This window comes from Chryseobacterium oranimense (genome assembly GCF_900129755.1).
Taxonomy (GTDB): Bacteria; Bacteroidota; Bacteroidia; order Flavobacteriales; family Weeksellaceae; genus Chryseobacterium; species Chryseobacterium oranimense.
Map to the genome: position 1 here is coordinate 255,985 of NZ_FQWT01000002.1, position 24,136 is coordinate 280,120.

General features: G+C 37.0%; 14 protein-coding genes and 1 riboswitch. Of the genes, 2 read left to right on the plus strand and 12 right to left on the minus strand.

Going from position 1 to position 24,136, the window contains the following annotated elements:
* The gene (locus BUB03_RS07740) at nucleotides 1–480 is read left to right on the plus strand and encodes a hypothetical protein (RefSeq protein ID WP_073061696.1); all 480 of its coding nucleotides are present in this window, start codon (nucleotides 1–3) and stop codon (nucleotides 478–480) included.
* Nucleotides 481–868: 388 nt separating this feature from the next.
* Here the strand turns inward: BUB03_RS07740 and BUB03_RS07745 are convergent, their stop codons facing one another.
* Nucleotides 869–2,362: a RagB/SusD family nutrient uptake outer membrane protein gene (locus BUB03_RS07745; RefSeq protein ID WP_073061698.1), complete on the minus strand. Its 1,494-nt coding sequence runs from the start codon at nucleotides 2,360–2,362 to the stop codon at nucleotides 869–871.
* 19 nt (nucleotides 2,363–2,381) lie between these two features.
* Entirely contained in the window at nucleotides 2,382–5,243 is a 2,862-nt protein-coding gene (locus BUB03_RS07750) for a SusC/RagA family TonB-linked outer membrane protein (protein ID WP_228417802.1), read from the minus strand.
* A 152-nt stretch (nucleotides 5,244–5,395) separates the two neighbouring features.
* Nucleotides 5,396–5,492: riboswitch (SAM riboswitch) on the minus strand.
* A gap of 244 nt (nucleotides 5,493–5,736) precedes the next feature.
* Here BUB03_RS07750 and BUB03_RS07755 point away from each other — a divergent pair.
* Nucleotides 5,737–6,144, plus strand: a complete 408-nt coding sequence (locus BUB03_RS07755) for a type II 3-dehydroquinate dehydratase (protein ID WP_073061703.1) — start codon at nucleotides 5,737–5,739, stop codon at nucleotides 6,142–6,144.
* Nucleotides 6,145–6,249: 105 nt separating this feature from the next.
* Here BUB03_RS07755 and pckA read toward each other — a convergent pair whose 3' ends face one another.
* From pckA to infB, 10 genes are all read right to left on the minus strand, one after another.
* Complete coding sequence (gene pckA, locus BUB03_RS07760; protein WP_073061706.1) at nucleotides 6,250–7,866, minus strand: phosphoenolpyruvate carboxykinase (ATP); 1,617 nt, start codon at nucleotides 7,864–7,866, stop codon at nucleotides 6,250–6,252.
* A gap of 127 nt (nucleotides 7,867–7,993) precedes the next feature.
* Nucleotides 7,994–8,899: a GYDIA family GHMP kinase gene (locus BUB03_RS07765; protein WP_073061709.1), complete on the minus strand. Its 906-nt coding sequence runs from the start codon at nucleotides 8,897–8,899 to the stop codon at nucleotides 7,994–7,996.
* 8 nt (nucleotides 8,900–8,907) lie between these two features.
* Nucleotides 8,908–9,783: an ACP S-malonyltransferase gene (gene fabD, locus BUB03_RS07770; RefSeq protein ID WP_040993469.1), complete on the minus strand. Its 876-nt coding sequence runs from the start codon at nucleotides 9,781–9,783 to the stop codon at nucleotides 8,908–8,910.
* Nucleotides 9,784–9,853: 70 nt separating this feature from the next.
* Nucleotides 9,854–11,800 (minus strand): amino acid ABC transporter substrate-binding protein, encoded by a 1,947-nt coding sequence (locus BUB03_RS07775; protein WP_073061712.1) that lies wholly within the window; start codon nucleotides 11,798–11,800, stop codon nucleotides 9,854–9,856.
* 38 nt (nucleotides 11,801–11,838) lie between these two features.
* A complete protein-coding gene (bshC, locus tag BUB03_RS07780; protein WP_073061715.1) occupies nucleotides 11,839–13,425 on the minus strand; it encodes a bacillithiol biosynthesis cysteine-adding enzyme BshC in 1,587 nt (528 codons plus the stop codon).
* 12 nt (nucleotides 13,426–13,437) lie between these two features.
* Nucleotides 13,438–15,378 carry a putative porin gene (locus tag BUB03_RS07785; protein ID WP_073061718.1) on the minus strand — a complete coding sequence of 647 codons (1,941 nt, stop codon included), beginning with the start codon at nucleotides 15,376–15,378 and terminating at the stop codon, nucleotides 13,438–13,440.
* 126 nt (nucleotides 15,379–15,504) lie between these two features.
* Nucleotides 15,505–16,182 (minus strand): hypothetical protein, encoded by a 678-nt coding sequence (locus tag BUB03_RS07790; RefSeq protein WP_052352556.1) that lies wholly within the window; start codon nucleotides 16,180–16,182, stop codon nucleotides 15,505–15,507.
* 55 nt (nucleotides 16,183–16,237) lie between these two features.
* Nucleotides 16,238–17,662 carry a RagB/SusD family nutrient uptake outer membrane protein gene (locus BUB03_RS07795; RefSeq protein WP_040993465.1) on the minus strand — a complete coding sequence of 475 codons (1,425 nt, stop codon included), beginning with the start codon at nucleotides 17,660–17,662 and terminating at the stop codon, nucleotides 16,238–16,240.
* 10 nt (nucleotides 17,663–17,672) lie between these two features.
* Nucleotides 17,673–20,516: a SusC/RagA family TonB-linked outer membrane protein gene (locus BUB03_RS07800; RefSeq protein ID WP_040993464.1), complete on the minus strand. Its 2,844-nt coding sequence runs from the start codon at nucleotides 20,514–20,516 to the stop codon at nucleotides 17,673–17,675.
* Nucleotides 20,517–21,168: 652 nt separating this feature from the next.
* Entirely contained in the window at nucleotides 21,169–24,123 is a 2,955-nt protein-coding gene (infB, locus tag BUB03_RS07805) for a translation initiation factor IF-2 (RefSeq protein WP_073061720.1), read from the minus strand.
* Between the last annotated feature and the right edge of the window lie 13 nt (nucleotides 24,124–24,136).

The window sequence follows — 24,136 nt, forward strand, 5'->3', positions numbered from 1 at the left end:
ATGATGAAAATAATTAAATTACTATCAATGCTATTCTTATTGAATTGCAAAGCACAACAGGTCCCAGATAGTATTACTTTGACTTATCAAAGAACTATTTTTAACATATCAGAAAATTACATCCAGTTTATGTTTGACAGCAATAAAAATTATTTATTGGTAAATAACAAATCTGCAGGATTACAAAAAGAGGTAAATATTAATCTTTCACAAGAAGAACTTAAAAGCATTTTTAATGTTTATAAGAAATTTAATCTGCCTGCAGAAGGAATTAACTGTTTATATAATGATGACGGCACTGTTTTAAGTAAAACAATTATCAGTTTTAATAAAAAGCCGAAAGAAGTTTCATTTCAAAAATGTTATCAGGCAGAACAAGATAAAAAGAATTTTCATAATATTGAGATGCAACTATTAAAACTATTAAAATCTAAACCTGAGTACCAAAATACCTTTCCTTGGGAATTTGAAACTTTATAAAGCTTTAAGATATTGTTATAACAAATTTTGTAAGTAATTTCACTTACTTTCTACTTTTCGAGAAATTGATTCTTTCTTAGTAAAAATTTGGGTTACCTCATTAATTAACGGAGATAATTTCTCAAAAGATTAAATCATCTATATTAATGATTTTGAATAGTATAAAATCAAAAAAGGGATAAGTGATTAAAAGAAGCTTGAAAAATCTTTTTATAATACTATACATTATGGTAGGTTCTTTTTGCGAAAGAATCTAGCTATAAGATGGAACTTAAAAAATATAAATAAAAACCACGCTTTTGGGTGTGGTTTTATTTATAAAGTGGCTGACATTCACAAAAAAGCCACCGCAAAACGATGGCTAAAAAAAAATCAAATCTAAATAAAACTATAAATTCGGGTTATTCTCCACCTCCTTCTGCGGAATACTAAACAGATAATACTTACTGTTTGGTGCAAAAGCAGTTTGATCCGGGAAATTAAAGACCGAGTGTCCTCTTCCGTTCACTGTTTTTATCGTTCCGTCCGGATTGGTGACCTGTACTTTTATCGGCTGGCCGCTGGCATCTACGTAAGGTTTTCTTACTACTGTACCTTGCGTTCTGATAATATCTGAAAGAGAGAATCCTTCCCCGAAAAGTTCTTTTCTTCTTTCGATCAGGATTTCTTTTACCACCTCATCATGGGCAAGAGATCCAGTGTAAGGATTGGCATTTCTTGCCGTTTTCAACTGGTTTAAAACCGCCACAGCATTGGCGATATTTCCGTTTCTTGCTTCAGCTTCGGCCTCGATAAGATACATTTCTGCGGCTCTCATTAATACAATATCTGCAATAAGACCGGTTTTAAATTTAAATTTGGAATACCTCAACAGCCCTTCTCTGCCTGGAAGACCGTCCCACTGAAACAGCTGGGATCTGATATCATTGGTATCAAATAAATTTTTGAAAAACGGATCCGCCATGAAACTGTAGTAATAACTTCCCGAAGAAGACACATCCAGATAGTGGAAAGCATAGCTTGCCCCCGACTGTTCCTGAGTTTGCCCATGTCCCCAGATCCATTCGCCGTTGCTGATGTCATTGAAGCCTTCCTTATATTTTTCAGCCGTCATGAGCGGATAACCTGTTCTGGCAATCTTTGCAGCCGCAACCGCTTTACTCCACTCTCCCGTATTCAGGTAAGTTCTTGCTAAAAGTCCGTTTACCACAGCTTTATTGATCTTATCTTTATTATTTCTGGTATAATTGGCCAATAAATTATCTGCTTCCGTAAGATCACTTTTAATCAAGGTATAAATTTCCTCCAGACTAGCCCTTTTCTTTGGAACTGAACTTATGGTTGAAGGTTCCGTATAGATAGGTGCTGTAAGAGCTGTTTTGTCTTTTAAATAACTGAACTGGTAAAAGCTGGCCAGGTTCAGATAACAGAAGGCCCGCAATGCTTTAGCCTGCCCTTTCACCTGGTTCTTTTTCTCCTGGCTGCCCTCGGTCTGATCAATACGGGTGATCACATTATTCATATTATTAATGGTTGAATATAATGTCGACCATATGAACTGCGGTCTCGAAGCTGTACTATTGATCATTTCCGTAAAAGCATAAGCAGACGGAAACCCGTATTTATTGGTCAGAACCGCCACATCGCTTCCCATAGCATCACTTGTCCTCAAGACTGTTGAATAACCGATATTGGCATAAGTGGGTCCGTCATCATTCAGTTTTGCCCAGGCACCATTGATTACGGTTTCTGCGCTTTCTGCCGTTTTGAAAACCTCTGCACCATTAGCCTGGTCTGTAGGAGCCGTTTCCAGTTCGTTTGCACAGCTTGTCAGTGACCATGCTGCAATCAGGGCAAAAGATATATATTTTAATTGTTTCATTGTTTCAATTTTAAATGGGTTAAAGAGTTGCCTGAAGACCGAAAGTTATCGTTCTCATGGCAGGATATCTGTAATAGGTTGTTCCATCCAGTGCCTGTTCCGGGTCCATTCCTTTATGTTTGTAGAAAGTCAGGAGATTTTCTGCCTGAACATAAATTCTGAATTTTTTCAGTCCTAACTTTTCAAAATAATCAGAAGGAAGAGTATAGCCCAGGCTCACATTTTTAAGTCTGGCATAAGTTCCTGAATATAAAAACCTTGAAGAGGTGGAAGTCCAGTTATTCGTTGTTGTACTTAACGCAGGAACATCGGTATTGGGGTTTTCCGGAGTCCATCTGTTCAGCATTTCGGCACTCCATGCACGTCCGCCGGCGCTTCCGTTCGACATTAATGATGTATAATCCGTATCAAGGATTTTCCCACCGATACTGAAGGTCAGCAATCCTGAAAGATCAAAGTTTTTATAAGCAATACTTGTGGTAACCCCTCCCATTACTTTAGGCAGTGCGGACCCCTGTACCGTTTTGGTTGCTTTGGCATACTCGGAAGTGGTTCCGTCCACTGTATTTCCATTCGCATCCTGGTAAATGTATCTCCAGAGAGGTTTTCCGTTGGAAGGATCTACTCCCATCCATTCAGGAATAAAGAAATCATAAATAGAACCGCCTACTTCAAGACGTTTTGTTCCTGTGATGACGGATCCTTTAGGCAGCTTTGTTATTTTATTGGTCAGAGTACTCAGATTGACATCCACATTCCATTGGAAATTATCATTTTTAACCGGTGTTGTGAAGAGTGAAAATTCAAAACCGGTGTTCTGTATTGTTCCTACATTAAAAGGAAAATCACTGATTCCCAGAGATGGGGCAACCGGCATATTAAACAAAAGATCCTGGCTCTTACGTTTAAAATATTCTATATTCCCTTTCACCCTGTTATTAAGGATGGCAAATTCAAGACCTACGTTTAAATTAAGATTGGTTTCCCATTTCACATCATTGGTTTGCACTTTTTCCAGGACTGTTCCCGGCTCTCCAAGGTTATTATAAAATTTATACAATTCCTGGTAAGCATAGTAAAGAGAAGATCCGTTAGGTCTTCGGAGCTTATCATTACCCTGACCACCATAACTGGCGCGAAGTGTCAACTGGTTGAAGATGTTTAAATTTTTGATAAAGTCTTCATTTGAAACTTTCCATGAAGCTCCTACTGACCAGAATTTCCCCCATCTGTTATCAGCAAAGAATCTTGAAGAACCATCTGCCCTTCCGGATACTGATAAAAAGTAAGTATTATTAAAATTATATTCTGCTCTTCCCAGGAAACTCAACAAAGAGAATTTGTCGCTGTTACCACTAAAGCTCCCCAATAAAGCAGCTGCATCTGGTTCATAATAATAAGGAAGAGAAAACTGGCTTCTGGAGCCTGATATCGTCTGATAATCATATTTGTAGAACTCCTGCCCTCCCAGAACATTCAGGTGATGTTTCCCGAACTTTTTGTCGAAAGTCAGAATATTACTGGTTGTATAGGAAAGTGTCCTGCTGTTTGATTTCGTTACAGAACCGCCAATTTCACTTCCTTCCCCGAGAAGCGGATTGGAATAGTAATGACCGTTATAATTCACCAAATCAACGGAAAAGCTGGTTTTAAACTTCAGTTCCGGAAGGAAAGTAAACTCTAAAAACCCTTTTCCTGAGAAATTGTCCTCTTTATTTTCGTTCTTGTCCAAAGGTAATGTCGCTGCAGCATTCTGGTTCTGCAATGCGCTGGTAGGCCTGTATTTTCCGAAATCGTAAACGCGGTTTCCTTCTGCATCCAGCACATAACTTCCATCTGCATTTCTTTCATAATATGGATAGAAAGACGGAATAACCCTTGCTGCATTGATGATATTGTCAGTTCTCGAGTCTGAAGAAGGCGGCGCATTCTGGATACTGTTGGTGTAGCTTAAATTGGCACCTGCATTCAGCCATTTCTTTACTTCAGAATTGATTTTTAACCTGGTGGAAAATTTTTGAAATCCAGATTCTATAGCGATTCCTTTATCATCAAGATATCCTAATGAAAAGAAGTAATTGCTTTTCTCGCTGCCTCCGCTGATATCAAAATCTACCTGGCTTCTGGAAGCTGTTCTCTGAAGAATATTTCTCCAGTCATCATTCCACAAAGCTTTTGCTCCGGGAACAAGTTTTCCGTCTGTTCCTACAGGGTTGGGAAAACCGGCTCCGTAAGGATTGATCCCCAAAGCAGTTGTGAGATTATCACTCGCCATCTGTGCTGCCTGCTGTGAGGAGATCTGCCCCGATTTATAACCGTTTCTCAATGCTTCCCAATATAACTGGAAATATTGATCCGTGCTTACCTGCTTATAATCTTTTACCGCTCTGCCGGAAAATCCCTGGCTGATATTAAAATTGATTCTGGATTCTCCTTTCTTACCGGATTTTGTTGTAATGATAATGATTCCGTTAGCTCCTCTTGAACCATATAATGAGCTTGCGGTTGCATCTTTCAAAACACTGATCGATTCAATGTCATTGGGGCTGATGGAATTGATATTTCCGTCAAAAGGAATTCCGTCTACCACGTATAATGGATCACTGGAAGCACTTATGGAGCCAATTCCTCTTATTCGTACAGAAGCGGTAGAACCCGGCTGTCCGGAGGCACTTACTGCCTGAATTCCCGGAACCTGCCCTTCCAGCGCTTTTGTAATATTGGTCACCGGTCTGTTATTGATTTTATCACTGGATATAGTAGCTACTGAACCGGTGTAGCTTGTTCTTTTAGCCTTACCATAAGCAATAACCACTACCTCATCAATTTCCTTTTCCTTAACAGTATCTTTTTTAGTTTGGGTCTGTCCCTGTACGCTCATTATTCCTAAGAAAAATACAGCCACAGGTGGAATCCAAATTTTAGAATTAATTAAATTTTTACTAATCATAATCAATTTTATTTATCATATATTAAAAATTTGCCCTTTGCAGAAAAATCAGCAAAGGGCATCGCTCAATACGATAAACCAAGTGCTTATTTTTCCTTTATAGGCTGAATGTAACACCTTGCACTGGGCAGGTTGTTAAGATTTCGCAGGGTCAGTTCCCTCCATCTTTCTTTATAAGCCGATCGAAATATGTTTGCAAATCTAAAAACAATTAGTCTACAAAACAAGTAGACTTTAAAATTTATTATGAAATATTTTCAAAAATTAACTTAAATTTTATTCAAAACTTAGAATTTCAAAGGCTTACAGAATTACGAAATATTTAAACATGATAAATATCATTACATATAATGCAATGAAGCAAAATTGATAATTAGTATAAAAAAAAGTTCTATAATCGAACTAAACTATTTAAATTTATAACATGAAAGTTTTAATTATCAACGGCCCTAACCTCAATTTACTGGGAACCCGTGAACCTGAAATCTACGGAACTGTTTCCATGGAAGAATATTTTGAGAAATTAAAGTCTGAATTTTCTTCTCATGAATTAAAATATTATCAGTCTAATATTGAAGGAGAGATAATCAACAGGTTACAGGAAGATGATTTTGATGCTTTGGTCATTAACCCCGGAGCATATACTCATTATTCGTATGCTATCTCGGATTGCCTGAAAAATATCAGAAAACCGAAAATAGAAGTTCATATCAGTAATATTTACAAAAGGGAAGAATTCCGTCAGAAATCTGTAACGGCAGCCAATACAGATGCGGTATTATCCGGTTTTGGGATGGATGGATACAGACTGGCAATTTTAAGCTTTAAATAATAATCAGAATTGCAATGTTTTTAGAGAAAATGCTTCGACTCCGCTCAGCATGACATTTCTGATAACAATATAAAAAAAGCCTCATTTTCATGAGGCTTTTTTATATTAAGTAGTCTGCTGCTGAAGCTGCGGTCCTGAAGCAATCAGCTTCTTCCCTTCTTCAGTATTGCAATACTGTTCAAAGTTCTTGATATATCTTGCAGCAAGATCTCTTGCTTTTTCTTCCCATTCTGCAGCACTGCTGTATGTTTCTCTAGGATCCAGGATACCTTCGGAAACATTCGGAAGCTGTGTAGGAATTTCAAGGTTCATAATCGGAACCTGAGTTTTAGGAGCATTTTCAATAGAACCGTCTATGATTGCATCAATGATGGCTCTTGTATCTTTAAGAGAAATTCTTTTTCCAGTTCCGTTCCATCCTGTATTGACAAGATAAGCTTTAGCTCCGTGCTCTTTCATTTTCCCGATCAATGTTTTAGAATACATGGTTGGGTGAAGGGTAAGGAAAGCTTCTCCGAAAGCAGGAGAGAAAGATGGTTCCGGCTCAGTGATTCCTCTTTCTGTACCCGCCAGCTTTGAAGTGTACCCACAAAGGAAGTGATACTGTGCCTGGTTTTCATCCAAAATAGAAACCGGAGGCAATACTCCAAATGCATCAGCAGAAAGATAAACGATTTTTTTAGCATGCCCCGCCTTAGAAGGAAGAACAATTTTATTAATATGATAAATCGGGTAAGATACTCTTGTATTTTCCGTGATAGATCCGTCTTTATAGTCAGCAACTCCGTTGTTCACCACTACGTTTTCAAGAAGCGCATCTCTTTTGATCGCTCTGAAAATATCAGGTTCTTTTTCTTCTGAAAGATCAATAACCTTAGCATAACATCCTCCTTCATAGTTAAATACACCATTATTATCCCAACCGTGCTCATCGTCACCAATCAGGAATCTTTTAGGATCTGCAGATAAAGTTGTTTTTCCAGTTCCCGAAAGACCGAAGAAAAGAGCTACGTCACCATCTTCACCTACATTGGCAGAACAGTGCATAGAAGCCATCCCTTTTAAAGGAAGATAGTAGTTCATCATGGCAAACATTCCTTTCTTCATTTCGCCACCATACCAGGTACCTCCAATGATCTGTAATTTTTCAGTAAGGTTGAACATGATGAAGTTTTCAGAATTCAAGCCCTGGGCTTCCCAGTTCGGGTTTGTTGTTTTGGAACCGTTGATTACTGTGAAATCCGGCTCGCCAAAGTTTTCCAATTCGTAATGAGACGGGCGGATAAACATATTGGTAACGAAATGCGCCTGCCACGCTACTTCAACAATGAACCTTACTTTTAGCCTGGTGTCTGTATTGGTACCACAAAAAGCATCAACTACATAAATTTTCTTAGCTTCGGAAAGCTGGTTCAGCACTAATCCTTTACAAGAATCAAAATTTTCCGCTGTTGTAGGAAGGTTTACTTTCCCATCCCAGAAAATTGTGTCTCTCGTAACATCATCCTGAACTATATATCTGTCTTTAGGTGAACGACCTGTGAAAACTCCGGTTTTTACTGATACTGCACCGGATTCCGTAAGTTCAGCTTTCTCAAAGCCTTGATTTTCAGGAGCTATTTCAGCCTGATATAACTCTTCATAAGATGGGTTATAGATGACTTCATAATTTCCTTTAATCCCTAATTTTTCTAAATCCTGGATGATTTTAGCGTGTTTCATTTTACTTATATTTTCTATTTCTTTATTGGGTTCAACAAAATTAATATTAATTATTTGTTAAAGGTGGTTTAAATATAATGATATAAGTCAGAATGACAAATAAAAAAACAGGATTGTAAATTACTGATTATAAATTAATTATATCAGACCATTCAAAAACAGTATTGAAACCTTTTCCCCAAAAATAGTCCTTATAGCCGTGAAATTTGGCACTCATTACAAAATCTCCCCCCCAGGCTCCCAAACTTTTAACGAAAACAGGACAGTCTGCGAAAAACCTTTCCCTAACTGTGGGAATTTCAAGGAATTTTGAAATTTTTTGCTCATGAATCATCATCAGTTCAGAAAAATTTTCCAATTCATTGCATAATAAAACTTTTCTTGTGATATCCGAAAATTCATCAACCAGAATCTGGGACTTCGATTTGGACTTGTAAAAACTGATGCCTTCTCTGCTATCCTGCTTCTGATTTAAATGAATAAAAATCAGTTCATTTTTGAATGGAGGATTGAAATCTACCTTTTCATAAGTAATCATTGGTTTACTTTGAAAAAGAACGGCAGATTTCTCTTTGGCCACTGCAATATCATAACCGCTTCCTCCCAGGCTGATGCTGTTAAGGTAGAAAGGATCAATACCCGCCCACTCTGCAAGATTGGTCATTAAAGTGGAGCTGCTCCCCAGTCCGTAATCTGCAGGAAACTGGAGATTGGTTTTCAGATGATAGGTAAAATTGCTCTTGAATCTGGTTTCAGAAAGCTGCTGAACGTTTTTTAAGGTCTTCAGAATAAATTCAGCGCTTGAAGGAAGGTTGGTTTCGAGGATCTGCCAGTTTTTATAATCAATGACAGCTCTCAGCCATAATTTGTTCTGATGATGGGCTTCCCAAAAGATCAATGATTTTTGATCGTCTTTTTCATCAAAAAAAAACTCTTGTCCAAGCTTAGTGGGTACCGCCAGGACAAGAGCTCCGTCTATTGCGAAATATTCTGAAGTAAGCATAAGCTTTCCCGGTGAAAATATTCCGCTCATCGTATTAATTATATTGCAGAGGCAACGTCTACAGAAGGATCAATTTTCTTGATCAGTCCCTGAAGTGTTTTTCCAGGACCTACTTCTACAAAGTTAGAAGCGCCGTCTTTGATCATATTCTGAACAGACTGCGTCCATTTTACAGGACCTGTAAGCTGAGCGATCAGGTTTTGCTTGATCTCCTCAGGATTAATTACTGCTGTAGTGGTAATATTCTGGTAAACCGGAATAGTTGCTTTTCTAAATTTTGTTTTTTCAATAGCTGCGGCCAGTCTTTCTTGTGCCGGCTGCATCAATGGAGAATGGAAAGCTCCGTTTACAGGAAGTAATAAAGCTCTTTTTGCTCCTGCTTCTTTAAGCTTTATGCATGCTTCTTCTACGGCAGGTGTTTCTCCTGAAATTACCAATTGCCCGGGGCAGTTGTAATTGGCAGGCACTACAATTCCACTGATCTGTGCACAGATTTCTTCAACTTTAGCATCTTCAAGACCTAAAATTGCAGCCATGGAACTTGGATTGGCATCACATGCTTCCTGCATGGCTTTTGCTCTTTCGAATACCAGTTTCAAACCGTCGTCAAAGGACAATACTCCATTGGCTACTAAGGCTGAAAATTCGCCTAAAGAATGTCCTGCAACCATTTCGGCTCCAAGACCGTTTACTGCTTTTAAAGCAGCAACTGAATGTATAAAGATTGAAGGCTGGGTAACCTCTGTTTTTTTAAGATCTTCATCTGTCCCATTGAACATCAGGGAAAGAATATCGAAACCTAAAATTTCATTGGCAGATTCCATTAAGTCCTTAATGTCTTTTCTAGAATCGTACAATTCTTTTCCCATTCCTACGAACTGAGAACCCTGCCCAGGAAATACAAGTGCTTTCATGTATTGAATTAAATATTATGCAAATATAAAGATAATGTTAAAAATATTCCTTTAAAAAGGCATAAATCGGTTAAGGAACTAGTCTGATCACACGGTATCCTGTGTTTACATAAGCTCCGTTTGCTTTGGATTTTACAAATTCAAACTTGGTAGCAAGCTGAGTCTGAACTTTATTCATCTGTTTAAAGATCTCTCCTTTTTTATTTTCCCTCGTCAGCATGTCATTCACGACATCAAACCCTACGATGGCATATTTTGGAGGTGTTTTACAGTATTTACTTTTATAGGCAGCCAGAATTTCTTTCTCAAAACTACCTTCTGCATTAATTTTTCTGTCCATCAGGTAAACAAGGCTTGCCTGGCTCAGTTCGTCCACTTTCTTCTCGAAAACCGGAGAATAATACATACTGAAGGCTTTCATTCCCTGTACTTCTTTAGAAAGAGCAATGGTTTTGTTGGCAAAAGCTTCTCCGGCGGCATCGTTGTCACTGGCCAGAATTGCAATAACAGGAGCAGACTGCCCGGTCATCATGTTCTTATCCAGCTGGATTTCTGAAGGAGAGTTGACAATAATGATATTTGGATTTTTAACTGCTTTTTCCAAACCGCCTTTAATATAGTTGGCAATTTCTTTTTTACTGTCTGCTACTACATATATTTTCTGATCTGAATAAACAGCTTTTACTTCTTCAACAATTTTATCTGCGTAGGTCTGGTCATTGGTTTCAACAATGATCAGGTTACTGTAGTTGTATAGTTCCGGTGAGTTGGCAAATGGTGCTACAACCGGTATTTTCTGGTTTCTTGTAAAATCAAGGACGTCAATCACATTGGATTTGAAGAATGGACCAATAATCAGGTCCGTATTCTCAGGATTGATCTGGGTCATTGAATTTTTAAATGAGGCTTCGTTTCCTGAATCTACAATTTTAATGTCAAGTTTCTGTCCGCCACTGGCATTTCTTTCAATGGCCAGTTTAGCTCCGGTAAGGAAATCCAGTGCCATAGATCTATACTGAGTTTCGTTGGTGCTGTACCCAAAAGGCAGCATTAAAACAACGCTCAATGCATCTCCGTTTTTCTTAACATAAGCAGGATCCTGTTTTTTGATCTTTAAGACCATCCCTGTTTTCAGTCCTTTGGAAAGTTCAGGATTCAAAGCGATCAGCTCATCAATTGAAACTCCGAACTTATTAACAATGGAGAACACAGTATCTCCCTGCTGAACGGTGTAAGTAACATAATCATCAACAATAGAAGTTACTGTTGCCGTGGAAGCTTTTTCACTTCCTGAATCTATTTTAGTTTTCGGATTTGCAGGTTCGGAAACCACAGCTGCATCCGTATTTGATTTTTTTACTCTGATGGTTTCACCCGGCTTAAGACCTTTTTCTTCTAACCCAGGATTCAGGGCAAAAAGTTCCTGCTGGCTGATTCCAAACTGTTTTGTTATTCTGTAATAATTATCTTTTGACTGGATCACATAAGCTTCTCCTTCTGCAGATGTTGTCACTGCTGCGGATGTTTCCGTATGGGTTTCTGCAGATTTGGTAACTACAGCAGCAGGAGCAACCTGTTGTTCTCCGCCATATTTTTTAATGCTTTCAAGAGGTAAAGCGATCTCGTCTCCTATTTTCATATGAGAATCGAGTTCAGGGTTCAGCTTTCTTAAATCGGTTTCAGAGATGCGGTATTGTTTGGTAATTCCGTAAATGGTCTGCTTAGGCTGAAGGATAATTTTTCCAACCTGACCTACTGAACCGGATTTTACTTTTTCAGCAACAGCAGGTTTAGAAGCAGGAGCTGTATGTTTCTCAGCTCTCACCGTAACAACGTCGCCTATCGCCAGCTTACCGTCTTTATATTTAGGATTTAGCTTTAACAATTCATCTACAGTAATTCCGTATTTTTTTGCAATATTATAGGGATTATCTCCTTTTACAACGGTGTGAGAGTTCTGGGCAGATACCCCCAAAACCATACATAAACTGGACAAAATAAAAAACCTCTTTATCATACTCGATAATTATAATTTACAAAAATACTTCTTTAAAATTAAATGGCAACAATTATTAATTTGGATTCTTGAACCACCATTTCTTCCCAACAATTTTCAAGCCATGTATAGCCATAGTCTGAAAAGAATACGCTAAAGTTATAGACTCTCTCCTGCCATGTTTTTGAAGGGTGGACATCTAAAAACAGTTTTTCGAGTCTTTCAAGCAGCTCGCCCTGTTTTATTTTTTCTGCATGAAGCAGACGTTTTTTCATTCTTTTAAATGATTTCAGCTGTCTTACTTCTTCTGCCTTCACCATATTTCCGAAGGAACGCTCTGTGGTTTCAGCAATTGCTTTCAGCTCGGAGAAGTTTTCCTCCAAAAGAAGTTCTTTTTCTTCAAGCAATGACAATACGCTGCTATCCTGTAAAATTTTCTGATTGGTAATTGCCGTAAAGTTCCCAAAGAAATCCTGGATATTCAGGTCCAATTTTTCAATTTTCTCAACTGTTTTTTCTTTGATGAAAAGCATTGAATTTCTTGGGATCAAAACAGGGAAAGGGATATTGACCGCTTTAAAGTAGTCTTTAAGCTCCAGCCAATACATGATTTCAGCATTACCTCCAATATAAGCCAGGTTAGGAAGTACTTTTTCCTGATAAACCGGCCGCATTAACGCATTCGGACTGAACTTTTCAGGATGGTTTTCGAGTTCCTGAAGGATTTTTTCTTTTGTAAATTTGGTATCAGTATCTACTACGGTATATTTTTCACCGTCAAAATCGATTCTGTCTCTTGTTCCGGAAAGATAAAAAAGATTGATATCCCGTGGATTAACCTGTACCTTTCCATATTTCTCAGTCAGAAAATCTACTTTCTCTTTTGAGTTCTTCTGTAAACTGAAATTCAGCAGTTCATCTTTAAAAATCTCTTTAACCTGATGTTTAAGCTCTCTGGAATCTCCGTCTATGATCAGTAATCCAAATTCGGAGAAAAGCCTGTTTACTAATATTTTAATTGCCTGCGTAAGAGTATTTCCTGTTTTATACGCTTCTTTCATCATCAGGATCAATTCTGTTCCGAACACGGAATCTTTGAATTCTTTTTCAAATTCTGAAATAAAAAAGGTATCGCTGATGGTGATTTTACCTACCGGTCCGCCAGATTTCTCATTGATCTCATAATAATTATGCTCTGTTTTGAAATGATTGATTTCGGCAAAATCATGGTCTTCCGAAGCCATCCAGTACAGGGGCACAAAATTAAAATCCGGGAAGTTCTCTTTCAGGTAAGCACATGTTTTAATGGTCTGCAAAATTTTGTAGACAAAAAAAACAGGTCCTGAAAAAAGATTCAGCTGATGCCCGGTGGTAATAGTGAATGTGTTGGGCTGCTTCAGGTTTTTCAGATTTTCTTTCTGTTTTGATGAAAGAACAAGTTCTGAGAGCTGTTTTTCCAGTGCATCAAAAAGAATATTTCTCTGATCCCGTGTAAAAGAGTTCTGCTTAAGATGGATCTGATCTTTAAAGTGATCTAAAGAAAAGGTATTGTTTTCAAAGCCCTCAATTTTTTGATTCAGAAAATCTTTTACCAGCTGAGGAATGCTTTCTATATCGTTGAATGATATTTTATTTATTGTTTTCAACCTGTTTTGCTTTTAGTTGAACAAATACCACACAATACCAATATTCAACCTGAAGTCGTAAACCGGATAATGTGGAAATGCGTATGCTTTATTGTTGGAAAGAACGGTTCCTATCTGCTGCCCCTCTACATAGAAGAACATTTTTTTAACCTTCATATTGATATAAAGATCTGCGATAGGCTGTCCTCCGATAGAAAATGAGTCTGCATTAGGCAGAATATATTCGTTTAGGATTGGGAAGTAATCTCTTGAGGCAAATTTTGAGAAGTAATACATTTTCAATCCTGCCTGGATTTCTGCTGCTTTTTTGAATGCCTGACTCTGGAAGAAGAAATTGGCTCTCCCAATAAAGCCTGGCATTGGTAGAAGTTCTTTATTGGTCAGTGCATTCTGGAAATGAACTCTTGTATTCAGATGGAATTTTCCGAAACTGAAAGTGGCATCACCTCCGATCTGAGAAATATTCAGCGAGCTGCTGCTCTGTTGCGGAGCTCCGTCAGCATTGAAATAGGTATAATTATCTATTCTGAAATAGTTGGCGAAAATTTCGGTTTTAAACCATTTAAGATTAACACTTCCTCCAATTTCTGTTACCGTCTGGTTTTTGGCATTTTCAAGGTAATAGTTGTATTTACTGTACACCGAAGTATTCAGAAGATAATTAAATGATGGATAAGCACTCTGGAAATTTACTTTTGCATTCACAAAATAATCTTTTACCGGCTCAAACTTTATGTTATTGGTTGTTCTGAGATAGCTCCCGAACTGGCTTCCGTTGGAAAATTCCAAAAAGGATTTCAGCTGAAATTTATCCCAAAGTTTCACCTGAAGATTTCCTACTGCACCTATTCTGTTTTCTTTAAGTTCAGTAGGAAGAGTCACTCCATTTATTGTCATAAGATCTCTAACGCCAAATTTCAACATCTGATAACGTACTCCACCATCAAGCTTGAATTTTTCATTATTAAAAACAAGGCTTACCGTATTGCTGAAGTTATCAGAATATTTTTTGGTCGTAAGGGGAAAGCCACTGATGAGTTCGGTAGCGGCATCATCATACCAATACGTTTCTACTGCTCCCTGATTGTAAAAATATTTGTTCCCCTGATGAGATAAGGTATGCCGTATGCTAAAAGGAAATTTTTCCGAATTAAACGGGGTAAATTGATGACTCAAATAATACCTCCTGTACGAAAACTGTGAGCTTGATGAAGCCAGATTCACCTGAGCATTCTGTCTGTTACTGTAGTTGCTGTCACCACTCTGAAAGAGATCATCCTCCGTAATTCCTCCACTTTCCTGATTGTTTACATTCTGGTGGAGATAGTGGGCAAACAACTCATAATTTCCACTTTTGGACACATAATGTCCTGAAAATAAAGTATTGTTATTGGAAGCTAATGAGTTTCTGTAAAATCCCTGAGAACGAAGTCCCATATACTCCAATGCAAAGTTGAATCTTTTCCCGATATTCTGGGTATAGGTAGATTTTAATGCAGCCCCATTCTTCATCGCCGTATGGTAAATGAAAGCGGCTGTTGGGGTTTTTACATCGTAATATTTTACATCATCAGCACCGATGATCATGTATGATTTATTGGAAGGAAGCAGAGAAAGGTTCTGCTCAGGATTAACTTCATAAACCAGAGGATTGAACCCTGCTCCTATATTGGCAACCTGGGCTCTACCGAAGTTATCCGTATTATTATATTGTGAAAAGATATGAGTTTTATCAAAAGTCATCACCGTATCAAAAATCTTCTTTTCAGAAAACTGGGTCTGATACTGATAATCATTAATGGTAGGCTTAAAAATCTTCAAAGAATCTTTTTTTCCAGTATCTATAACAAGGGTATCTTCTTCTTTTTGGGGTTGCTTAATATCTGTTTTATTAACGACCTGCGCCTTCGCAACGTATCCAAAGAAGATGATTATAATAAGGATATACTTCATGTGTTCATTTATATTGTTCAAAAATCACATGGAACCCAAAGGTTCATTGTTGATTTTGGTACAGCAAAAATAAGAAATAAAAGGAAACAAAAACCCCTGCATTTCGCAGGGGTCAATATATGGTATTTACTTGTTTATGAATTCTACCAGTTTTATCATATCCGATTCTTTGTTGAAATTGATTTTATTCGATTTCACAAAATTATCCAGATCTTTCTTGTCTACTGAAAAAATTGCAGCAGCATCTGCTGAGTTTTTAGGGAATTTGAAAAACTTTTTGTCTTTAGCTATTAGATAAAGATCCTTATCTTTTTCATAGTAGTCATTAGCGTCTTTAGTAAAACCATTATTACTTTTCGTCCCTCCCATAAGCTCCATTTTTTCTCTTTTATATAAAGAGAATTTAGGATTATCTACTAATATTACCAGATATCCTGTTTTTGTCTTCCCCTCATAAGAATATGTAAGAGATTCATACGTTTTTTTAAGAGCTGGGAAATGAATTTTAAGACCTTCTGTTTTATTGGCATTATATAACTCTTCCCCCATCTTGAATTCCATTTCATCCTGATAAGCATTATAACGGAGATCCTGAACATTTTTGCTATAATCTTTTATAGTAACTTTTTCGAACTTGTCTCCATTTATATATGGAGATCCATCGATTTTACGATCCTCTTTATGTACTCTTCCTGGCTTACTATAGAAACCGTCTGGTGTTGTAACAACATTTAGGATATCGGTGTTTTGGGAAAAAAGACTTTGTCCTACAAGTATTGTGATAATAAAAGTAATTTTTTTCATATTAATATTGATCTTTAAATTTAAAAAGCCGCTCTAGGAGCGGCTTTTCTTTATATTAATTACCAAACCCTGGGTTAGGTGTTACTAATGTTCCAGGAACGTTGATTTCAGCTCTAGGAATAGGGAAAGTTAATAATTGATTCCCTACATTTCTAATAGTACCTGCTGTACCATTTGCACTTCTTTGAATAATAGGTTGGTTTCTTCTTAATAGATCCCAATAACCAAATCCTTCACCAACAAGTTCTTTTTGTCTTTCAACGTAAATATCATTCAATGTTACTGCTGTTGCTGCTGGTAATGCACCTGTAGCTTTACCACGTTTAGCCTGTATTAAGTTATAATATCCCAAGGCTACGGTAGCAGATCCACCATTAAGCTCAGCTTCAGCTCCGTTTAATAATATTTCCTCATATCTGATAAGGTGAATATTATCAAAGCTATTTACGTATTTACCATTAAGAACATTTGCTGCTGTAATAACAGATCCTCTTACATCATCTGCTGCATATGAAGTTCTTAGAGCAGGTAATACTTTCATGTTTCCATATCCTGCAGGAGCAACGTTTAATTTATTAGCAATAGATGTAGTTCCTAAATCGTTAGTTGAACCTACTGCAATTTCAAAAATTGAGTTACCTGCAGAATTTGCTTTTGAGAAGCTACTTGAAAAATCTGCTGCTGGAATAACAGAATATCTGTTTGAAGCCACAATCTCCGCCACTAAGGTTCTCACTTTTGCAAAATCTCCTTTATAAAGGTAATATTTAGACATTAATGCTTTAACAGTGAACTGGTTAATTTCTGTTCTGTTCGTATGCACAGATGCTGTTGGAGTTCCCATTAAAGAAAGTGCTTTATCAAAATCCGATTCGATTTGAGCTCTGGTTTCAGCTACTGTAGAACGAGCTTGCTTAGCATCAGGATTATAAACCGTAGGAACAACCACTCCAGTAGTTCCTCCTGCATATTCTTGGCCAAATAATCTTAGAAGATCAAATAAAGCTAAAGCTCTGGCAGCGTAAGACTGACCTTTCAAATAATTAGCTCTTGCCTGAATAACTGCCGGATCCTGAGATGATTTCCATGTCAGCTGACCTGAAGGCACATTGTTAATTACAATGTTAGCCTTTGAAATCACCTGATACATATTCATGTATGGGCCTGAAGAATACTGATCACCAGCTGTCATTGAATATGATGCTACTGTTTGGTAATAGCCTGCACCATTAGCAAAATCAGAATACATATTATTACTTCTTACTTCTCCAATCATTAAGAAATCACATCCATAATAAGATGCATTTCTCATTGAAACATATTGTCCTTTTACAAAAGAATCTAATTCTTCAATCGTATTCAAAGGGCCTTGCTGAACTTGCTGATAAAACTCAGTTTCGATGAAATCATCGCTACAAGAAGTTAATGCTGCAGTCGATAAAACTGCTAACATTCCATATTTTAAAATATATTTTTTCATTTCTTTCTAATTAAAATTGAAGATTAAACCCTAATGAAACTGTTTTCTGTACTGGTAAGTTAAGGTTATTAGTTGCATTTAAGTTGTTCTCTGGGTCAAACTTAAGATTTTTATCATAACGGTGAGTTAAGATGTTGTTCCCTTGAGCATATACTTCAAATCCGTTAAGACCTGTTCCTTTTAACATACTACTTGTAAACTTGTAACCAACTCTAATATTACTCAATCTTAAGTAATCTGTTTTAGCCAAAAATCTTGTAGAACTTCTATTTGAGTTTGTTGCATTTAAATATACAGGCTTTGGATTGGCAGCATTAGGGTTTGAAGGTGTCCAGAAATCAAGTGCGTCTGTGGAACCTGGATAAGAAAATACATACTGGCCATCAGATTGTGTATAAGAAGCCCAGTCATTTAATACTTTACCACCGAATCCGAATGTTCCTAAAGCTGATAATGTAAAGTTCTTATAAGATACATTAAGATTCACCCCTCCAAATACATTTGAATATGATCTTCCTTGCACAGCAAGTCCTGCCTCAGCATATTTGTTAGTAGTTTCTCCATCCATACCGTTTTTATACCATAATGGATCTCCATTTGTAGGATCTACCCCAGCCCATTTTCTGATATAAAAGGTTCCGATACCTTCACCTTCTCTAAGGATAGTGGATCCTGTAATTACATCCTGACCTCCATATAATGAGGTAATTTCATTTTTCAATGTACTTAAGTTACCTCCGATGCTTAAATTAAAGTCTTCTCCTCTAACTACATCATAATTAACTGTAAATTCAAAACCTTTGTTCACTAGTGATCCAACGTTAACATCTTTAAAAGGATATGTTAAAGTACTTTCTGATGGAATTGGTAAACCTTGAGACATTTGTAAAGGTACACTAAATACTAAATCTTCTGTTTTCTTGTTATAGTACTCTGCAGTAACAGTTAATCTGTTTTTGAAGAAGCCCATATCAACACCTAAACTTAAAGGTTTTACAGTTTCCCATCTTAGATCGGGATTGTATACATATTTTAGTGTTGCAGCAGGATTATCATTATAGTTTCCTGTATATTCATATAGAGAATATGGAATACTACTGATTGTATTTCCTACTTTACCATATGATCCTCTTAATTTAAATTGAGAAATTTTTTCCCAATCTTTTACAAATTGGAGTCTCGCTAAATCAACTCCTACTCCTACTGAGTAGAAAGTTCCCCATTTTTGACCTGGGGTAAAGTTTGACAATGCATCTCTTCTTACGGAAGCATCAACTAAGATTAATTTATCATAATCATAGTTCACTACTGCTGCATAACCATTTCTTGAGCTTACAGACTTTTCACCTCTTGCATATACCGGCTTAATAAAGTTGCTCAATGTTTCCAAGTTTGGAGAACCTACATTTACACCTTGTCCAGCAACATATCTCATGTTTCTTTGATAAGCTTCCTGAATAGCAGAGATATTGAATCTGTTTTTATCACCAACTTTAAAGTTGTAATTAACGATATTTTGTAAGTTCCAGTTAAAATATCTCGTTGTAGATTCCGTTTTTCTACCATTTACCTGATAGCCATCTCCATGGATTGGATTATAATAAGTATCGTTTTCTATATTATTTAGTTCAGTTCCAAAAACTACTCTATATGATAAGTTTTTTAAAATCTGATACTCTCCATATATATTCCCAAAAACCCTTGCAGTAGAAGCTCTGAAATAATTGTTATCTTGAACATATCCAGAGTTAAATAGGTTATTACTTAATCTTCCACTGTTTCCTAAATAATATGTTCCATCTGCATTATATCCAGGGTCTGTAGGTCTTGCAAATAATTCAAATAAAATTGGATTTGCAAATCCTCCTCCATTTGGCAATGTATTAATTCTACTGTATGAAAGTTGAATATCAGTTCCAAATTTAAATTTATCTGTAGCTTTATAATCAATTTTCGAAGTAAAACCTAAACGCTTGAAGTCAGATCCCTTAAGTTCACTTTCCTGAAGAAAGTAGTTAGCAGAGTTATAATAAGTAATATTATCATTTCCTCCACTAATTGATGCATTTACAGAGTTCTGATATCCGCTTCTGCTAGTTACATCTCTCCAGTTTGTATTGTTAGAAGTCGTATAAATATTTTGTGCTACAGCACCATATCCTCCTGTTGCTGCATCTGCATAAACTTCTTCAGGAGTTACACCGTCATAATTGGCTAAAGCATTAGCAAGTAGATATCTATACTGCTCTGTATTTAACCCTCTCATTCCTTCAATCGCACGTGAGTTTGTTCCAGATTCAAAGTTTAATGAAATCTTTGGTTTTCCTTTCTTTCCGGATTTCGTTGTAATAACAATTACCCCTGCCCCTGCATCTGCTCCATATACTGCAGTAGATGCAGCGTCCTTAAGTACAGTCACACTTTCGATATCATCACTATTTAGGTTAGCTAGAATATTCGCAGTTGTTGCTCCAGTTGTTAAATCTCCACTCTGTACTCTGACTCCATCTACTACATAAATTGGATTTACACCACCATTTACAGAAGCAATACCTCTTACACGAACCGATGCAAAACCTCCTGGCTGCCCCGATGCATTCCCCGTCTGAACACCGGAAACTCTACCTTGAAGCATTTTATCCACAGACGCTACAGGAACGTCCTTTATTGCATCACTTTTCATTGTACCTACAGCTCCAGTTAATTCCTTTACAGCTTTTTTCTGTCCGAATCCAACCATTACTACCTCATCAATTTCTGTAGTAGCTGTGTCTTTTTTCGTTTTTTGTGCAAAAGCAGTAGTTCCAATGAAGAACAATGCCCCAACACTCAATACACGTAGTTTAACATTCATATTAACAAATTTTAATATATTTAATTAGCAAATATGTTAATAAATATTAACACTGACAAATATAGCGTCTTAGGAAACCGTAGGTTTGTTTTGCTTTTCATTTTTAACTATCTCGTGAAATAATCTCCATTAAGTAATAATATCTCCCTTTATTTGTATAAATATTTTTTTTTCACACATGTCTTTTTTTTTAACAAATTATTATTAACATAAAAAATATTATTTAGAACAAATATAAATTACGTTAAAATGGAATAGTACTCCGAAATCCCTACAAAAAAGGATGGTTATCATACACTTATAGTTATTAAAAAATTATTGTCAAATTGCATTTCTTATAGTTCTCATATCCTTTTTATGTACACCAATTGCATTACAGCCTTACATTTACATAGCATAATTTAGACACTTTTAAGTGTTTTATGCTTTAGTTCAGGGTAATTTTAAGATTTGTCTTATTGATTAAATTCGACACCATAGATCTTAAATATTCTTTTTGGTGTCTTAAATAATAACAATCTTTTTACATTTAAATTATCAATTTAAAAAACAATTTAATCAAACAATAAAAATTATATAAATACAAAGAAGAGATAACAAAAAAAACCACTTTCCATAGAAAAGTGGTTTTTTATATTTATACTAAAAATTTTTATTTTAGTTTTTTCTTAACAGCTACTTCTTCATAGACTTCAAGAATATCTCCGATTTCAATGTCATTATACCCTTTAAGGTTTAATCCACATTCATAACCTTTGGTTACTTCTCTTACATCATCTTTGAAACGTTTCAAGCTTTCCAGTTCGCCATCGAATTTAACGATACCATCTCTCAATACTCTTACTTTCGAGCTTCTGGTTACTTTACCTGAAAGAACCATACAGCCGGCAATTGTACCTACTTTAGAAATCTTGAATACTTCTCTGATCTCTACGTTACCGATTACCTGTTCCTTAATTTCAGGAGAAAGCATACCTTCCATCGCTTCTTTAACCTCATCGATGGCAGCATAAATTACCGAGTATGTTCTGATCTCGATTTCTTCCTTCTCAGCCAATTCTTTAGCATTAGCACCTGCTCTTACATTAAATCCAATGATAATTGCATCAGATGCGGTAGCCAAGTTAACATCAGATTCGGTGATCTGCCCAACTCCTTTATGAAGAATATTTACATTGATTTCTGCTGTAGATAATCTCTGTAACTGATCAGATAATGCTTCTACAGAACCATCCACGTCACCTTTAAGGATAATATTCAATTCCTTGAATTCACCTAAAGCAATTCTTCTTCCAAGTTCCTCAAGCGTAGTATGTTTCTTGGTTCTGATCGAAAGTTCTCTTTGTAACTGCTCTCTCTTATTGGCAATAGTTTTAGCTTCACTTTCATCTGCATATACCTTGAACTTATCACCTGCTGTAGGAGCCCCATCCAATCCAAGAATAGTAACCGGAATTGAAGGACCTGCTTCTTTAAGGTTTCTACCTCTTTCATCCAGCATTGCTTTTACCTTACCGTGGTTTTTACCTGCCACTACATAATCTCCTACTCTTAAAGTTCCTGTTTGTACTAACATGGTCGCAACATATCCTCTTCCTTTATCCAGTGATGCTTCAATAACAACACCCTGAGCTGCTCTATTCGGATTAGCCTTAAGATCAAGCATTTCCGCCTGAAGCAATACTTTTTCCAAAAGAATATCCATATTATTACCAAACTTAGCAGAAATTTCCTGCGACTGAACATTTCCACCCCATTCTTCTACCAGAATATTCATTCCGGAAAGCTGCTGACGGATATTATCAGGGTTTGCATTTGGTCTGTCCACTTTGTTTAATGCGATAATCATTGGAACTCCTGCAGCCTGTGCGTGAGAAATTGCTTCTCTCGTCTGAGGCATTACATCATCATCGGCAGCAATTACAATAATTGCGATATCGGTGATCTGAGCACCTCTGGCTCTCATCGCGGTAAACGCTTCGTGACCCGGTGTATCTAGGAATGTAATTCTTTGTCCGTTTTCTAATTTCACATTGTAAGCTCCAATGTGCTGGGTAATACCACCTGATTCACCAGCAATAACATTGGTTTTTCTGATGTAGTCAAGTAAAGATGTTTTACCGTGGTCTACGTGACCCATTACCGTAACGATTGGTGCTCTTGGAGAAAGATCCTCCTCGCTATCCATATCTTCTTCAGACTCTATCTCTTCCAGATCAGCATCTGAGAATTCAATTTTAAATCCAAATTCGTCGGCAACCAACAATAAGGTATCGGCTTCCAGTCTTTGGTTCATGGTTACCATTACACCAAGGGAGAAACAAGCAGAAATAACTTCTGTAGGAGAAACATTCATTAAACTCGCCAATTCACCTACTGTGATAAATTCGGTTACTTTTAAAGTTCTGTCCTGAGCATCAATCTCCTGCTGACGTTCGTCCTGTTCTCTACGGTAAGTTCTCTTGTCTTTTCTGTGTTTTGCAGATTTAGATTTACCTCCTTTGTTGGTAAGTTTTTCAAGAGTTTCCTTGATCTGGTTTTTAACCTGCTCATCAGTAAGCTCGACAGGCATTGTTCTTTGTCCAGGTCTGTTGTTGTTTCCACCCGGACCTTTTTTGAATCCGCCTCCCTGTCCTGGTGGACGGTTTCCTTGATTATTTCCAAAGCGGTTTCCACCTTGACCTCCCTGACCTGGCGGACGGTTCCCTCCAGGACCTCCCTGTCCCTGCGGACGGTTTCCTCCAGGACCTCCGTTATTGTGAGGACGGTTTCCTTGACCACCTTGGTTATTGTTATTATTTCCTGAGTTTTGGTTATTACCCTGGCCTTGTTGGTTATTCGGGCCTCCAGGTTTTTCAATTCTCTTTCTTTTCTTTTTAGCTCCTGAACCAGGTTTTGGTGCAAATTGAGTCAAGTCAATTTTTTCACCCACGATCTTAGGACCGTCCAGTTTCTGATAAACAGTTTCTATTTTTTGAGGCTCCTGAGAATCAGACTCAGTAGTTTGTTGAGGCTCTGCCTTATTTTCTGCAGGCTCAGGCTGCTTTGGAGTTTCTTTCACAGGTTCTGCCGGTTTTTCCTCTTCTTTTTTCTCCTCCATTTTTGGTTTATCTTTTTTTACAGGTCTATTTCTGGATTCTATTTGGGACAGATCTATTTTATCCAGAACTTTGAATTCCTGTTTTTCAGGAGCTGCTTTAACTTCCGGTTCAGCCACAACTTCTTCTTTCTTTTCTTCAACCGGTGCTGCTACAGGCGCTGGCGCTGCAGGAGCTTCTTCAACTTCAGGAGCTTTAGATTCAAGATCTATTTTACCTAAAATTTTAGTTTCTGGTTTATTTGCTTTAGCTCTTATTACTTCAGGGGTTTTCTTTTCCTCAATTTCCAGCTTTTCTTCCGGAACTTTGGTGATCACCACCTCATGGGAAGCTTTTCGCTGTTCGCCGTCTTTGGCAAACTCAGCCTCCAATGCAGAATATGCCGCTTCTTCTAATTGAGCGTTAGGATTGCTTTCAACAACGAAGTCTTTGGATTGTAAAAATTCTACTAATCTGGACATCGAAATATTGAATTCCTTAACCGCTTTATTTAATCTTATTTTTGGCATCTATATTATTTAC